Raw genomic sequence first — 13,592 nt, forward strand, 5'->3', positions numbered from 1 at the left:
TTATATATTCTTATGTCAAGATTCCAATGGATTAAAAACAAACTTTTAGGTATGATGTCGTAAAGAGTTTGTTTTTCTTTTTTCTTACAAATTTGGATTTGGAGTTAAAGGACGAGGGGATGAGTTAGCTTGGAAATATCAATTAATAGCTTACAAGAACGTGATGCAGAAGAATTATTTGAGTTTGAAAAGAATAATAGACTATTTTTTGAACAAATGGTACCTAGTCGTGGAGAAGATTATTATAATTTTGAAACGTTTAAAATAAGACATAAAGAGCTTTTGACAGAACAACAAGAAAATAAATCAAAATTCTACTTAATAAAAGATAACTCAGACAAGATTATTGGAAGAATTAATTTAGTTGATATAGATACAACGAATGATATAGCGGAAGTCGGTTATAGAGTGGGTCAAGAATATGGAGGCAAAGGAATAGGGGCTAGAGCCCTAAAGCTATTATTAGAAACAGAAATCATTGTAAAAAAGATTAAAGCAAAAACAACAACAAATAATATTGCATCTCAAAGGGTTCTTGAAAAGAATGGTTTTAAACAAGTGTCTACAAGTGATGAGTTCAAGATGAATGGCAAAAAGCTGCAGTTTATCGATTATATTTTGGAACTCTAGTAAAAATCCTGAGAGGGGTGGTTGAAAGATAGTGTTTAAACGAATCATGATACTTTTTTCAATTACTGTTGCAATATTTTTGGTGCTCATTACAGTTAGTTATATTATTCATCAAATAAAATTATCTAAGGAAGATAAATTATTTACGCCGACAGGGAAAATGGTAGAAGTGAATGGTCATCAGATGCATGTGTACGTAGAAGGAAATGGAGAAGAAACGCTTGTATTTATGTCTGGAGGAGGCACAAGCTCACCTGTTTTAGATTTTAAATCATTATATTCATTGTTAAGAGATAAATATAAAATCGTTGTTGTTGAAAAGGCAGGTTATGGCTTTAGTGACATTACAGATTCTGAGCCTAATATTGATACTATTTTACAAGAAACAAGAGAGGCTCTATTAAAATCAGGTGTTGAAGGACCATATATTTTATTTCCTCATTCTATGTCAGGTATTGAAGCATTGTATTGGGCTCAAGTATACCCGAATGAAGTAAAAGCAATTATAGGATTGGATATGGCTATTCCTGCTGCATATAAAGATTATGATATAAATATGCCTCTAGTTCATTTAAGTGCCTTTGCCGCTAATATTGGTTTTACTAGATGGATTCCTAGCCTTTCTGAAAGTGATGCGATCAAATATGGAACTTTGACAGATGAGGAAAAAGAATTGTATAAAGTGATTTTTTATCGTAGAACGGCAACTAAAAATATGGTGAATGAAATTAAGCATATTAAGGAAAATGCTGAAAAGGTAGGAGCGGCTGGAATCCCAAAAGTGCCTATACTTTTGTTCTCTTCAAACGGTCAAGGGACAGGTTGGAATGGAGATGAGTGGAATGAAATTCAAAAGGAGTTCATCGGTAAACATAAAGATGGCACATTAATAAAATTAGATAGCTCACACTATATTCATGATATTGAATTTAAGCGAATAGCGGACGAATCAGAAAAATATATAGAATGTTTAAATCGTTAGGCTCATCGGACCCCAGGGAAGAGCAGAGGGAACGAAAATCAACCACACATTATGGTGAAGGACCATAAAAATTACTAAAGAAAAAATCCAAAAGGGGGTTTTATCATGAAATATTTATTACAAGTTGATTTTACAATGGACGGCCCATTCGGTGAAGAAATGTCTAAGGCATTCGTTGATTTAGCAAAAAGTATTAACGAAGAGCCAGGCATGATTTGGAAGATATGGACTGAGAGTGCTGCGACTAAAGAATCTGGCGGGATCTATTTATTTGAAACCAAAACAGATGCTGAAAAATATTTAGTCATGCATTCAGAACGATTAACAAGTTTTGGTATTACCGATATCCGTGGGAAAATCTTTGAGGTGAATGAAGTATTATCAACAATTAATAATGCTCCCATTAAATAGTTAGATAAAGCTGTCAACTAAATAATTTAAACAGAAAGAGGCTGGGACATAACTAGCTTCATTAGTGAGAAATCCGAATTTGAATTCATTCAAATTCGGATTTCTCTATTTTTTATGTTGTCTCCATATAGCTATTAGCTAATGGCTGTGAATTTTCTTAAATTCACGGCCATTAATGCGAGGCCCATCTCGTTTTCAACCTTCGATTTTCCTCTCACAGAAAATCGAGTGAAACGCAAATTAGCCTTCAAGAATCCAAAAACTGGTTCCACGTCAATTTTGCGTTGACGATAAATGGTACTCGTTTTTTCTTCTGAAAGCTTTACTCTTACATATTCTTTTTGTTGCTCCCACTTCTCATTCACGATTAACTTACGATTATTTCCCCCTTTTGCTTTCGTACATAACGAACGTAGGGGGCATCCGGAACAGTCCTCACATTCGTATATCTTAAATTCACGCGTGAAATCATACTTATCCGTTTTCGTGGAACGATATTTAAATACAAGCTGTTGTTGGTTTGGGCAAGTGTATCGATCATGTTCTTTATCATAATCCCAGTTCTCTGTATTGAATTCGTTTTGCTTATGCTTTTTCTTCTGTTCTTTTACATACATGTTATACGTGATTAAGGCTTCTCGCTTACGGTTCGAAAGGATATCATCATAATTTTGTTCACTGCCATATCCAGCATCTGCGACGATGTGTTTTGGTAACTTAAAATAATGTTGTTCGATTTCATCTAAAAATGGGATTAATGTACGTGTATCCGTTGGATTCGGAAAAATGCTGTAGGCAAGCGCATACTGACCTTCTGTTGCCACTTGTATGTTATAACCTGCCTTCAATTGACCATTTTTCATATAGTCATCTTTCATACGCATAAATGTTGCATCCGGGTCTGTTTTCGAATAACTATTTCGTTCGTCAAAGATTTCGAAGTCTCTTTGATATTTTAGTTTGCGTTCAATATAGTCGATCAATTGTTTGCGAGCCTGCTTTGGGAATTTCCGTTCCGTTCTTAAAGCCTTTCGCTCTGCTACATCCGATGACTCTTCAATTTTTCGATCATATTCAGAAATCACTTCATCAACTTTTTCGACCATTTGAGCGAGGTCTTCCAATGCTAATTCCTTTTCACTTTCCCGTTCAATTTCTGGCATGATTTCTTTTTCAAGCAGCTCATCGTATAGCTGGTTTGACTTTTCAATTAGTCCGTTATGAAATTTCTCAACCGACTTTTTCCACACGAATGTAAATTTGTTCGCATTCGCTTCAATCTTTGTTCCATCAATAAAAATAGCTTCCTGGTCAATTAATTCTCCCTGTACCAGCTGGCAGCGGAATTGAACGAAGCATTGACGAATCAACTCTTTTACCTCTGGTTGGACACGGAATCGGTTGATTGTGCGGTAGGTTGGTTCATGCCCTTGAGCTAACCACATCATCCGAAGACTATCTTTTAAAAGCGCTTCAATTTTGCGCCCTGAGAAGACAGATTGCGTGTAGGCACATAAGATAATTTTAAGCATCATGCGTGGATGGTAGGCAGGACAGCCCTCATTTCGAAGGAATGGTTCAAACGCTTCGGGCGGGATACTTTCGACTAAATGGTGGACATGGAAGGCGATATCATTCTTTTGTAACTTCACTTCAAAATCTAAAGGCAAAACTAATTGATTCATGTTATAATCTTTAAACATAAGGATCCTTCTTTCTGTATAATTTTGTTATGGTGACTTAATTTTATCAGAAGTGGTCCTTATTTTTTATGAAAAAAATTTAAAGCCGGTGAAATTTTACTAATCGTAAAATTTCACCGGCTTTTTAGTTAAGAGGTGGGTTTTGTCCCAGCCTCTTTCGTTTTTTTTTGTTTTCAATAATAATTTAATACTTGCAAAATATATATATTGTGTATATATTGTATATAAAGTGTATATACATTATTACATAAGGAGAATGGATAATGGAAAATGTCATTGAATTACAGCATGTTCATAAATCTTTTAAGGGATTTCAGATAAAGGATTTCTCTATTAACGTAAAAAAGGGCTTTGTAACGGGATTTATCGGGGGAAATGGTGCAGGGAAGTCTACAACAATCAAATTAATTATGAACTTGCTACAGCAAGATAGTGGTACTGTTTCAGTGTTTGGGATGGATTATAAGAAGCATGAAAAAGAAATAAAGGAACGTATTGGTTTTGTTTATGATGAAAATGTCTTTTATGAATATGTAACGTTAAAGGATATGAAAAGGATTATTAAACCAGCCTATAAAAATTGGGATGATGACGCTTTTCAACGTTATGTTACTCAGTTTGAACTACCATTGAACAAAAATATGAAGACCTTTTCAAAGGGTATGAAGATGAAAGCTTCGTTAGCCATAGCTCTAGCTCATCATGCAGAATTAATTATTATGGATGAGCCAACTGCGGGGCTCGATCCGATATTCCGTAGAGAGTTACTAAATATTCTACATGAATTGATGCAAGATGAAGATAAAACGATTTTCTTCTCGACACATATAACAACAGATTTAGACCGAATTGCGGATTATATTACCTTTGTTCATAACGGTGAACATATATTCACGAAGGAATTTTATAAGATTGAAGAGGAATATGCCATTGTCAAAGGGACATTGAATTTATTGGATCAGGAAACGGAACGGGAGTTTGTCGCAATCCGAAAATCGAACACAGGCTTTGAGGCATTAACTGCGGATAAAAATCGTGTGGCGAACATATTTGGGGATTCTGTCATTATGGAAAAACCGACGCTTGAAGATATTATGTATTATACGAAAAAAGGATGGTGATTGTATGGTTAACCTTATATTTAAAGATATTTTAATACAAAAGAAAGTGATTTTATTTTACATTGCTACTATTATTCTTTATTTATTAATAAATGTGTCCCTAGTGAAAATAGGATTCTTATATAGTTTAGCGTTTATTACCATGTCCTTTTCTTATGATGAAAAAGATAACGCTAATATTTTACTTAATTCGCTTCCATATACGAGAAAGCAAATTGTTAGTTCGAGATATATAGGTTCATTGATATATACATCACTAATTATAATCATTACTTATTTAGGTAATTTCTTTTTAAACGGAAAAGAGACATTGTTTTTATTGAAAGATATATTGATAATTATCGGTCTTGTTATGGTCGCTATGTCATTCATACTTCCAATCTGTTATAAATTTAAAACACAATCTTTAATGATTGCTTCAGGTACTTTATTTGGTATATATATGGTAACCATTAAATATTTGTTCCCTAGTCTTAATGATACATTAAGAGAACTGACACAAAAGTTCCTGACTTTACAAGAAACACAAATGTATTTCGTAGCTATCCTTACAATCATTATTTTATATGTTGGATCGTGGCTACTATCTATTCGTATATATACGAGAAAAGTTTTTTGAAATAAAACAGCTTGAGCCCGTTGATGTAGGCTCAAGCTGTTTAGTACGCTTAAACACAAGGTCCCATATAATAAAATCTGAGTATCGCCGACCTTGGCTTCCGATGCCGAGTCTGTTGTTAACATATTTAATAAACCTGAGATAATTCCCGTGAGGCAGAAAACTATACTCTAAACAATCGACAATGTAATCTTTATGTGGAAAGACATTATAAATCTAAATTGCTTTATATTTCCCTGAATGTCCAAGCATAAGTACAACTGACGAATAATTAGCATGCTGAAATAAAAATGGCTCATGCTAACGGAATAATCATCGTCTTCTGTGCTGATCACATAAAAATAAAGAAGAGGTATTTGCATGCAAATTATTATTTCAAACAGCTCAAAAGAACCGATTTATGAGCAAATTTATACTCAAATCAAAAAGCTAATTTTATTAGGTGAATTACAAGAGGGGCAGTCATTGCCGTCTATGCGCCAGCTTGCAAAGGATTTAGAAATTAGCGTTATTACAACAAAACGCGCTTATGAAGAGCTAGAGAAAAACGGATTTATTTATTCTATTGTGGGGAAAGGCTCGTTCATCTCAGAACAAAATAAGGAAATGATGAGAGAAAGAAAAGTAAAGGTAATCGAAGAAAATCTATTGATTGCCATTCAAAATGCTAAAGAAATGAACATTGGCTTAACAGAGCTCAAAGAAATGCTCATACTATTGTATTCAGAGGATGAGTGATTTAGACAGCTGTTAAAGTCATATGGTGAATATATTTGGAGATACGGTTATTGTGAAAAAGCCTACCCTCGAGGATAGTATGTAATATACGAAAAAAGGATGGTAATTGGATGATTAACCTTATACTTAAGGATGTTTTAATACAAAAGAAAATAATTTTACTTTACATTGCTACTATAATAATCTACTTATTGGCAGGTGTACCCTCCCTAATATTTTTAGGATTTCTTTATAGTGTAGTATTTATACTAAATGCTTTCGCTTACGATGAAAAAGACAATGCTAATATTCTGCTTAATTCTCTACCGTATACGAGAAAGGAAATTGTCAGTTCAAAATATATAGGTTCACTGATATTTACAACAATATTTGTTTTCATGATTTATGTCGGGGATTTCTTCATAAATGGAAAAGGGGATCTTTTTATATGGAAAGAAATGTCGCTTATTATTGGCCTAGTTATGGTCGCTATATCATTCATATTTCCAATCTCCTATAAATTTAAAACGCAATATTTATTGAGTGCTTTAGGTGTTTTATTTGGTATCTATATGTTAGCAATTAATTTACTAGTTCCTATAAATGATATATTAAGAGATTTAGCACGAAAATTCTTGACTTTACAAGAAATGCAAATGTATTTTGTAGCTAGCATTACGGTTATTATTTTATATATTGGGTCGTGGCTACTATCTATTTATATATATGAGAGAAAAGCTTTTTAACTTCTGCAGGCCTAAGCACAAAGCAGATTCCGTACGCATTGTTTATCTGTGCGAAAGCGAAGCGACAGCAATAATTATGCCGAGGGATAATAATAAAACGGCTTGAGCTCAGGCTCAGGCCGTTTTCGTACGCTTAAAAGCAAGCTTCCAAAGAACGAAATTCGTGATGACAAGCACGATTAAGTAAATGATTGCCCCATAAGAAATTTGAGCTGTTAGGAAGTAATGCAGTCCCGCTAAAGCCCCTAATGGGATAAGCAATATAAGAGTTTTCCAACTCTGGCCATCGCCAACTTCATTATAGGGCTTTGTGAAAGGAATTTTGTTTCCGAAGCCGACATAACAAATGACGGTGTACATAAAGCTTGTTACTAAAACAATCAATAAATCTGGGATAATTCTCGTACCATAAATGAAGCAGAAAATGATGCTTAGAAAAATATACAATGGGATATACAACTTAATCAAAAATGCTTTTAAGCTACCCTTTTTTAAGTTTGTATAATCTTTAATTGGAAAGACTTTATAGATCCAAGCTGCTTTATATTTTCCTGAATGTCCGAGCATAAGCACAGCTGACGGAATAATTAGCATGCTGAAATAAATATTTAAATAGCCCATGCTAACGGTATAATCAACTGCTTCGTACCTTGAAAAAGAAAACATAAAAATAAATGGAATGACAAAAGAAAATCCTAAAGATGGATATACCTTCAGTTTAAACTCTCGCTCCTGTTTCATCATAAGGGAGGCGAAGCGGTAGAATGCTCTTTCTTCATTAGTTCTACAAATGATTGTTAACAAAAGCGTTTTAAGTCGATTGTTTTTCTCTTTTTTCGATTTGCTTGTGTTTAATAGCTTTTGCAGATTACGTTCAAAGGTTGGTATTAGCTTTAGATATAGCCATATCGAGATGATTGGCATGACGACAGCAAATATACTGAAGACCACTGTCAATAAAGAGTTGTCACCGTGTAGCAGTAACTCATAAGGAGCGGAAAACCACATAGGAATTAGAAAAATACTCCACCAATGAAATACTACCACCATATCAAAATTAACGAATTCGAAGGACCTAATAAGAACTTGATAGCCAATCATCAACATTAATGATAAGCCGATTTGTACATAATTGATGATGTCTTTCAGTTTTTCTCCGTCAAAAAATCTTAAAATAGTAATATATAAAATAGCGGTTAAAACAACAATAAAAATATTAATTAAAACTAGTAAGACCACAGTTAAAAGAAAGAATACAATCCCTTGATTATATAAGCCCACCATAAGGGGGATGGCAGTAAATGCGATAGTTAAATACGTCAAGTAGATGAAAATATGCATAAATTTGGCCGCATTGATCGTTCTAGCAGAGATAGGCTTGGTCGATAGGATACTTCTGTCCCGTACATCCAAAAGTACCGAAGAAAAATCAGAAATCAATGTTGTCATGATGATAAAAATAATCATTGCATAAGCAATACTCATCTGGAAAAGATAGTTTTGACCAAACCCCATAAAAGGAATCAACATAAGTCCTATTAGAACATAGATCCATAAAGATTTGATGTAGCTATTTTTTTGCTCTTCCTTGTTTTTATTTGATGCTTGGTTAAATATTGTCGGTACTTTACGCTCATCCATTGTTAGTTTAATATGGAGGATCTTTCTCATAATCTCGTAATCGATGCCCATTTTCACAAAAATAAATTGAATCTTATCAAGTAGCTGAAGCGTTTTGAAATCTTTCATGATCATACCTCTTGCACAATGGAAACGAATTTCTCACCAATTTCCTGATGATCATGGAAGCCTGTCAATTGGTTGAAAATCTTTTCCAGAGTTCCTTCGGTATTGTCTGCTTGTAGTTGGGCAAATGTCCCATCAGCAGCAATTTTCCCATCATTCAGCAGGATGATGCGACTACTGATTTTTTCGACAACATCCATGATATGAGAGGAATAAAATATTGTTTTTCCTTGGGCAGCCAGTTGAGTCAAAATTTCTTTGAAGATCATCACACTATTCGCATCTAATCCATTGATTGGTTCATCTAAAAATAACAAATCAGGATTATGTATAAGGCTAGCGATAATCAATAGCTTTTGCCGCATTCCTTTTGAATAAGAAGATATCCTTGAATGATACGCTTCTCCAACACCAAATAACTCCATTAAGGATTTTGATTTATCAGCAGCGACTTCTAATTCAAGGCCATAAAGCTGGCCGATGAAGGTTAAATACTCATAACCTGTTAAATTATCATAAACATCTGCTATTTCTGGTACATAACCAATTCTCCGTCTATATTCAATGCTGTCTTTTCCGATATTCTCTCCGAAAAGCTTAATTTCTCCACCGTAATCGCCTTCGATCCCTAAAATGATTTTGACAGTGGTACTTTTACCTGCACCGTTCGGACCGATATAACCAATTATTTCTCCTCTCGAGACGTGCAAGTCGATTCCTTTTAATATCTCCTTACTACCATAACTCTTCGTCAAATTCGTAATCGTCAAGATTTCTTCCATGTTGCAACTCCTTTCTGTTGATCCTAAATTAATGGCAGTAACTTATCTGTACCGCCTGTAATATCCCCATCCGTGAAGACTAATAAACGGTGGAGGATGAAGAAAACCCCCTCCTTTAAAGTCTCACTTTAGCTTATGTCTAGTGTAATTGATTTAGATAAAATATCCATAAATAAAACATAACATTTAAAAATGTATAAATATACCCTTTAATGGATGGCAATAGTAGTACAGGTTGGGAACATATTTATAAAAGGCATGTAACAGGTAAAGCTGCAACTAAGGGTACTACCTTATTCCCTAAAGCACTTGGTGATTCGCAAATAAAAAATCTTTGTGATGGAGTCATTAGAAAAAGGAACTCTCCAAAGCACTCATTCTAATGGTACAAGGGTGTATACTTATAATCCAAAGAAATATGGAATTTCTGAAATGACAACAGTTGTAACAAAAGATAATATTATTAAGACATCATATCCTGTTAAGGGAACATCTGTGACCAAGAAATAATTTGTCTTAAAAGGAGTATATTATGTTATGAAATTAAAATTTGAAATAGAAAATGATGTGTCAGTCCTCCGAGATAAAAGATATAGTTATGATTTTTATCTCGATAGCTTTTTAGAAGTATTAGTACATGATAATGATAGCGAGTTTTCACTCTTCTCAACTACTATGCATAGTACAATCATCATCACATTTACGGAGCTATTAATTGAGCTACATAAAACAGGTAAAAAACAAACATTTGACCCTTTTGGGAATGCAAATATTTATACTCTAGAACGAATAAGAAATGACCTAAAGATTACAAATTTTAGTGCCCTTGATAATCAAGTAGAATATGTACATGTACTTAATTTTATAGATTTTACTAATGCTTATTCAAAAGAGATTGAACGGTATTTAAAAGCTATGATTACAGTAGAAGCTAATATTGCAGAACATCAAGATTATGTTTTGCTGTTTGAAAGGTTAAATATATTGAAGGATTTAAGTAGAGAAAAAGAGACTGGGACAAAAGGATTTTAGCCAATGAAAAACCCGAACTATATTACGAAACACTCATTTTGTGTTTTGTAATAGTTCGGGTTTTCTGTTTATTTTCTTTGTTAATTTTAAAAATTATACGTCTTTAATAAAGGACAAATTAGTTATGTCCCAGCCTCTTCTCTTTTTTACTTTTAGTTATTTCGTTAATGATCATTATGACTGTTCAAACAAAACAATTTAGAAAAGTACCTTCGTTCTTCGAACTCATTGAAAGTGACAAAATTATATAGAGACGGTCTACCTAAAAAGTAATGGTAATATTAGTTAACTAATTGTTAGGGCTGATTATTATGATAGGAAAGGAAGTAATGACAAGGGTTTGTCCCTTGTTATTACTTCCTTTTTCTAATGTTATGTCAAGTCAACCTGTATGAGCATGTATAAAACTTTTTTTTATATTTTTTTCAAAAAGGTTGATAAATCGAATTAAAATTCCCCTTTATAGAGTGTTAGATGGTTAACCAACTCTAGCAATAAAAAAACAATATTGGAGGAATTTAATTATGGCAACAGCTAAATATTCACGTTATGAATACAATAAAACTACTTCTATTTCTCGTGCAAATGTTGGTGACATGGTTCGAGCTCAAGAGGCATTCATCAAGTATTGGAAAGGTGAAGTTTCAAAAGCAACATTAACAACTAGCTTAAGTGGACTTGTTATTACTGCTTTAGAAAAAGTTTTTAATAAAACAGCTTATTCAGCTATTCCAGGTTATCTTGTATCTGCATTAACAGGTGCGAATGAGTGGGAAAAAAATGAAGTCTTACGAGTAGCACAAGAAGGATTGGAACAAATAAATAAGCTATCACTAATTTTCCTTGAGAACAAAACTTATGTTTCTATTGAATTTAGTGTTAACTATTTGGCATTCAAAAACCTTGCGACGGGGAACACTGACTTCACTATTATTCAAGGTAATATTATTCCTAGAAAAATTATTACAGACAGTGGCGGTTCAATTCCTATGTAAAAAAGAAAAGCACCCTTTAGTGGGTGCTTTTTACTATTTCAAGGAATTTTTCGAATGCCTGTTTATTTTGTATTTCATAAGTTTTGAGATTATAAGTTAATATTCCGTTTTCATTGATATTAATATCATAGAAAGCGTTGTTGTAATAAATAATCATAGTGAATCGGAATCCTGTGTAACTAAATTCAGAGTTAGTTCGTTTTATTTCTAGTTTTTTTAGTGAATTTATGAAAGTTGGAAATACAGTACTATCTTTTTTGATAGTTTTAACGTTGACCTCTGTATCTATGAAATGAATATCATGGGTTTCCTTTGCTAAAGAATCAGAATCTGTATCGAAAAAATATTGTACAAGATTTTTTGTTTTGTATTCATTAAAAAAATATAGTGAGATTATTACTATTAAAAAGAAAGCCATAATAAAGCTTATTTTTTTCTTCATTTAAAACAACCCCTTATTATTAAAATTTTAACCTTTTTAGGGTTTTTAGTCAAAATTAGGTTGATAAAGGTCTGCTTTTTCCCCCTTTATATAGTAAAAAGGAGAAAGGAGAGGATATGATGGGAGAAGAATATCAATTTTTAATGGGTTTAATAAGCAATACAGGCTTTCCGATTGTCGCTTTTTTATTAATCTTTTGGAAGTTTGATAAATCACTAGGCTTGCTTGCTGAAGCTGTAAATAATAACACGAACGCAGTTCAGTTATTGTTGCAAAAAGAAAATTATGAAAATAAGTAATTGGTTGTTATTAATTAAACGTTGTTGAGTTGTATTTAATCAACCTCTAATTTGTGACTCAAATGCTCTCGGCTTACTTTAATAATACCGTTGTATGTAAGGACATAAATCAATTTTTCCAGTACTCGTACTTTCGTGCCAGGATAAACCCCTTGGGTTGCCAGTACTTCTTCTAATTGCTGTAGGCGCTCTTCTTTGAGTTGCCGATCTCCTTTTTGTTTGTAATAAATGTTTGTACTGCTTGGTTTGGTGTAGTTTTTAGTTTATTTTTCATGGATTATTGATAGTTTTTTTCTACTTTTTTGATGTTAAATATGTAAAATGAACACAATTATGGATGTGAATTTTCTTTTTTTGCTTTAAAATAGAACGTATGTTTCTGTTTTTTATAAAGGAGTTGATTTTTTGGTACAAAATCGTCTATTAAAATCTTTTTTAGAAGATGAAAAAGTAAGCAAGCTTTATAAAAGTTACTTAGAAAATCCTGCCACTCATACGAGAGACACTATTGAAAAACTATTCAAAATCCACGTTAGAAAAATTCAATTACTTAGTTACTTTTCCCAAGTTTTGTATTTTGAATCTCAAAGATATGACAAACAAATCCGTCATAATAACCAAGTTAATCAGTTAACGTTAGATAACGACATTAACGATGGTGAGAACAAATTCATTGATTTAATTCCCGATGAAAGTATTGATGATGATTCTGAATGGATATATTCTGACTTCGCTCATTTGGAAGTAATTTTCGAGGACAAGCAACTTTATAATATTGTTTCGAAATTAGGACAAAAAAAGAAATATATATTGCATTCTATTTTTGTAGATAATCTAACGGAAGAAGAAATTTCAAAAAAACTAGGTATTTCAAAACAAGCTATCAATAAAACTAAAAACCAGGCTTTTCAAAAAATTAGGCAGGAGTATCAAAAAAATTGAGGTGATGTTGATGCCAATAAATGAATTAAGAAGTGTGGCATTCCAACAGGAGGTTCTAGATATGTTGAAGCCTAAAATTAAATCAGTTTTACATCAGACCAGTTTTCAAAATAGGATGGATTTAGAACAGGAAATTTCGTTAATAATCATTAGGGCTGTTAAAACAAAACAATTTAGAAAAGCACCTTCGTTTTTCGAACTTATTGAAAGTGAAAAAATTATATAAAAACGCTCTACTTCTTTTTTTCCGTGAAATGGGTAGCATGTGTACCGTGTACCTGGAGAAAAGTAATAGTATTATTAGTTAACTAATATAAACTAATATATTAGAAACTATTAGAAGGTGAATAGTATATGTTGGAGCTGACAAAAGACAACAACGTTTCCGAGCTTATTGCTAGTAAAAGATCTTTAAAAGAGCTTAG

General features: G+C 32.8%; 15 protein-coding genes and 1 pseudogene. 12 read left to right on the forward strand and 4 right to left on the reverse strand.

Annotated features, from left to right (window positions below):
• The first annotated feature begins 129 nt into the window (after window positions 1-129).
• The 3 genes from JNUCC51_RS12915 (at window position 130) to JNUCC51_RS12925 (ending at window position 2,023) form a co-directional block, all read left to right on the forward strand.
• Window positions 130-630 (forward strand): GNAT family N-acetyltransferase, encoded by a 501-nt coding sequence (locus JNUCC51_RS12915; protein WP_337988390.1) that lies wholly within the window; start codon window positions 130-132, stop codon window positions 628-630.
• Window positions 631-661: 31 nt separating this feature from the next.
• Complete coding sequence (locus JNUCC51_RS12920; RefSeq protein WP_337988391.1) at window positions 662-1,612, forward strand: alpha/beta fold hydrolase; 951 nt, start codon at window positions 662-664, stop codon at window positions 1,610-1,612.
• A 105-nt stretch (window positions 1,613-1,717) separates the two neighbouring features.
• Entirely contained in the window at window positions 1,718-2,023 is a 306-nt protein-coding gene (locus tag JNUCC51_RS12925) for a monooxygenase (RefSeq protein ID WP_337988392.1), read from the forward strand.
• Between the two features lie 143 nt (window positions 2,024-2,166).
• Here JNUCC51_RS12925 and JNUCC51_RS12930 read toward each other — a convergent pair.
• Window positions 2,167-3,726: pseudogene (locus JNUCC51_RS12930) on the reverse strand (IS1182 family transposase); the annotation flags it as partial.
• Between the two features lie 263 nt (window positions 3,727-3,989).
• On the opposite strand from JNUCC51_RS12930, the gene JNUCC51_RS12935 reads away from it, so the two are divergent.
• The 4 genes from JNUCC51_RS12935 to JNUCC51_RS12950 all read left to right on the forward strand — a co-directional run bounded on the left by JNUCC51_RS12935 (window position 3,990) and on the right by JNUCC51_RS12950 (window position 6,929).
• A complete protein-coding gene (locus tag JNUCC51_RS12935) occupies window positions 3,990-4,847 on the forward strand; it encodes an ABC transporter ATP-binding protein (RefSeq protein ID WP_337988394.1) in 858 nt (285 codons plus the stop codon).
• 4 nt (window positions 4,848-4,851) lie between these two features.
• Window positions 4,852-5,466, forward strand: coding sequence for an ABC-2 transporter permease (locus JNUCC51_RS12940; protein WP_337988395.1), 615 nt, complete (start codon window positions 4,852-4,854; stop codon window positions 5,464-5,466).
• A 360-nt stretch (window positions 5,467-5,826) separates the two neighbouring features.
• Window positions 5,827-6,204, forward strand: a complete 378-nt coding sequence (locus JNUCC51_RS12945) for a GntR family transcriptional regulator (RefSeq protein WP_337988396.1) — start codon at window positions 5,827-5,829, stop codon at window positions 6,202-6,204.
• Between the two features lie 110 nt (window positions 6,205-6,314).
• Complete coding sequence (locus JNUCC51_RS12950; RefSeq protein ID WP_337988397.1) at window positions 6,315-6,929, forward strand: ABC-2 transporter permease; 615 nt, start codon at window positions 6,315-6,317, stop codon at window positions 6,927-6,929.
• Window positions 6,930-7,043: 114 nt separating this feature from the next.
• Here the strand turns inward: JNUCC51_RS12950 and JNUCC51_RS12955 are convergent, their stop codons facing one another.
• A complete protein-coding gene (locus JNUCC51_RS12955) occupies window positions 7,044-8,678 on the reverse strand; it encodes a hypothetical protein (protein WP_337988398.1) in 1,635 nt (544 codons plus the stop codon).
• Between the two features lie 2 nt (window positions 8,679-8,680).
• The gene (locus JNUCC51_RS12960) at window positions 8,681-9,457 is read right to left on the reverse strand and encodes an ABC transporter ATP-binding protein (protein ID WP_337988399.1); all 777 of its coding nucleotides are present in this window, start codon (window positions 9,455-9,457) and stop codon (window positions 8,681-8,683) included.
• A gap of 537 nt (window positions 9,458-9,994) precedes the next feature.
• On the opposite strand from JNUCC51_RS12960, the gene JNUCC51_RS12965 reads away from it, so the two are divergent.
• The gene (locus JNUCC51_RS12965; protein ID WP_337988400.1) at window positions 9,995-10,489 is read left to right on the forward strand and encodes a hypothetical protein; all 495 of its coding nucleotides are present in this window, start codon (window positions 9,995-9,997) and stop codon (window positions 10,487-10,489) included.
• A 524-nt stretch (window positions 10,490-11,013) separates the two neighbouring features.
• Window positions 11,014-11,484, forward strand: coding sequence for a hypothetical protein (locus JNUCC51_RS12970; protein WP_337988401.1), 471 nt, complete (start codon window positions 11,014-11,016; stop codon window positions 11,482-11,484).
• Window positions 11,485-11,500: 16 nt separating this feature from the next.
• Here JNUCC51_RS12970 and JNUCC51_RS12975 read toward each other — a convergent pair whose 3' ends face one another.
• Window positions 11,501-11,926, reverse strand: coding sequence for a hypothetical protein (locus JNUCC51_RS12975; protein ID WP_337988402.1), 426 nt, complete (start codon window positions 11,924-11,926; stop codon window positions 11,501-11,503).
• 119 nt (window positions 11,927-12,045) lie between these two features.
• Between JNUCC51_RS12975 and JNUCC51_RS12980 the strand changes: the two genes are divergently transcribed.
• From JNUCC51_RS12980 to JNUCC51_RS12990, 3 genes are all read left to right on the forward strand, one after another.
• Window positions 12,046-12,225 carry a hypothetical protein gene (locus tag JNUCC51_RS12980; protein WP_337988403.1) on the forward strand — a complete coding sequence of 60 codons (180 nt, stop codon included), beginning with the start codon at window positions 12,046-12,048 and terminating at the stop codon, window positions 12,223-12,225.
• A 405-nt stretch (window positions 12,226-12,630) separates the two neighbouring features.
• Window positions 12,631-13,167, forward strand: coding sequence for a sigma factor-like helix-turn-helix DNA-binding protein (locus JNUCC51_RS12985; protein ID WP_337988404.1), 537 nt, complete (start codon window positions 12,631-12,633; stop codon window positions 13,165-13,167).
• A 61-nt stretch (window positions 13,168-13,228) separates the two neighbouring features.
• The gene (locus JNUCC51_RS12990; protein WP_337988405.1) at window positions 13,229-13,393 is read left to right on the forward strand and encodes a hypothetical protein; all 165 of its coding nucleotides are present in this window, start codon (window positions 13,229-13,231) and stop codon (window positions 13,391-13,393) included.
• Window positions 13,394-13,592: the final 199 nt, after the last annotated feature.

This window comes from Lysinibacillus sp. JNUCC 51 (genome assembly GCF_015999525.1).
GTDB classification, from domain to species: domain Bacteria; phylum Bacillota; class Bacilli; order Bacillales_A; family Planococcaceae; genus Lysinibacillus; species Lysinibacillus xylanilyticus.

Bases quoted from the DNA above. Each gene is read 5' to 3' on its own strand.
- JNUCC51_RS12955 (WP_337988398.1), bottom strand. From the start codon at position 8,678: ATGAAAGATTTCAAAACGCTTCAGCTACTTGATAAGATTCAATTTATT.
- JNUCC51_RS12940 (WP_337988395.1), top strand. From the start codon at position 4,852: ATGGTTAACCTTATATTTAAAGATATTTTAATACAAAAGAAAGTGATT.
- JNUCC51_RS12945 (WP_337988396.1), top strand. From the start codon at position 5,827: ATGCAAATTATTATTTCAAACAGCTCAAAAGAACCGATTTATGAGCAA.
- JNUCC51_RS12935 (WP_337988394.1), top strand. From the start codon at position 3,990: ATGGAAAATGTCATTGAATTACAGCATGTTCATAAATCTTTTAAGGGA.
- JNUCC51_RS12980 (WP_337988403.1), top strand. From the start codon at position 12,046: ATGGGAGAAGAATATCAATTTTTAATGGGTTTAATAAGCAATACAGGC.
- JNUCC51_RS12925 (WP_337988392.1), top strand. From the start codon at position 1,718: ATGAAATATTTATTACAAGTTGATTTTACAATGGACGGCCCATTCGGT.
- JNUCC51_RS12990 (WP_337988405.1), top strand. From the start codon at position 13,229: ATGTTGAAGCCTAAAATTAAATCAGTTTTACATCAGACCAGTTTTCAA.
- JNUCC51_RS12950 (WP_337988397.1), top strand. From the start codon at position 6,315: ATGATTAACCTTATACTTAAGGATGTTTTAATACAAAAGAAAATAATT.
- JNUCC51_RS12970 (WP_337988401.1), top strand. From the start codon at position 11,014: ATGGCAACAGCTAAATATTCACGTTATGAATACAATAAAACTACTTCT.
- JNUCC51_RS12975 (WP_337988402.1), bottom strand. From the start codon at position 11,926: ATGAAGAAAAAAATAAGCTTTATTATGGCTTTCTTTTTAATAGTAATA.
- JNUCC51_RS12965 (WP_337988400.1), top strand. From the start codon at position 9,995: ATGAAATTAAAATTTGAAATAGAAAATGATGTGTCAGTCCTCCGAGAT.
- JNUCC51_RS12960 (WP_337988399.1), bottom strand. From the start codon at position 9,457: ATGGAAGAAATCTTGACGATTACGAATTTGACGAAGAGTTATGGTAGT.